Origin of the sequence: Acidaminococcus nyctereutis, assembly GCF_052216985.1 — a bacterium.
Classification (GTDB): domain Bacteria; phylum Bacillota; class Negativicutes; order Acidaminococcales; family Acidaminococcaceae; genus Acidaminococcus; species Acidaminococcus fermentans_A.
Window position 1 is genome coordinate 1 of sequence record NZ_JBQOUY010000063.1, and the last position, 1,298, is coordinate 1,298.

A 1,298-nucleotide genomic window follows, 5' to 3' on the forward strand; every position below is an offset into this window, starting at 1 on the left:
GTCTGTTTTTATTTTAATTTCACCATCGAAAGCAGTAAAATCCGAGAACGGAATCGTTCAAAGTTGCGAAAACCAAATGCTACTCTCTTTAACACCTTAATCTTATTGTTCATTCCTTCCGTAAAACCATTCGAATACGCTTGACTCAATCCTTCCAAAATCTCTGTCTTCCAATCAGTGAACGTCTTTATAACACTCTTGAATTCTTCAACCCCACTTTCTTCGACTAATGATAACCAACGAGATAAGAATGAAGCAACAGCAGACCGTTCTTTCATAGAAAACACCTTAAAGAATGCCTCTTTTAAGGCATAGGCTCTCTGTAATTCTGAAGACTGCTTCAAGATTTCCCGAAGGCTGGCCAGTTCTTCTTCTGTCAGACGATCACCTCTCTTGTTCAAGATATGTTTGTTTCTCTTGAAATAAATTCTTTTTTCGTCGAATAACTTTTGTACATTTTTCCTAACCCGTTCAAGCGCCCAAATGACCAGTCTCTGTATGTGGAATCGGTCACCAATAATTGTTGCACCAGGAAACATCGTTCTGATGACCTTGCGGAAAAGTGACGAAAGGTCCATTACGACAAATTTTACTTTCAATCGCTCTGCTCTTGAAAATTGGCTAAAATAACGAATCAATTCCAGCGCTGTCCTCTTTGGCAAAATATCGAGAGTTTCATGACGATGAGGGTCATTTACAGCGACCTGGTATCTTTGCCCATGAGCGTTCCCACGAAATTCGTCTAAAGAAAGAACTTTAGGCAGATGGAGAGGCCGTTTAAAAGTAAGTCCATCAAAATACCGGATTACGGTGGAAACAGAGACACCATGGCTTCTGGCAATGGCTTTAAAGCTCGCCAGTTCAGAACAGGCTTGGATGATGCTGTTCTTTACATCGTTAGAACGCCGCTGGTAATGCTCGACGCCAGGAATTTTTTCATAAAATGTCTTATGGCAGCAAGGGCAAAAAAATCTTCTTTTATGAACAATAGCAGAAACAGGATGGGTGTTCCAGTGCCCTAAGAGGACTTTTTGATCCCGATAGTCCTTAATATGGAGAATTTTATGATGACAGTAGGGGCAACGAGAAGCTGTAGAAGTGAATTCCACGTAAAGGAGGAGGCTGGATCCCAACTTTTCAAATTCTTTTATGGAACCCTCTTCCCAATGGAAGCTTTTTTCGATAAAATGAAAGAAAGACATATCTATTCTCCTTTCAGTTCTTCGTGGTGGTTGAGGTGAAATGTAGCTTAGATATGTCTTTATTTTATCGTAAGACAAGGGGTCTTGTGAACAGGA

General features: G+C 40.4%; 1 protein-coding gene. It reads right to left on the minus strand.

Features of this window, described 5'->3' with window-relative positions; all coding sequences use genetic code 11:
- Positions 1–8 precede the first annotated feature (8 nt).
- On the minus strand, positions 9–1,298 hold a 1,290-nt coding region (locus ACTUHY_RS12870; RefSeq protein WP_442828005.1), incomplete at its 5' end, for an ISL3 family transposase.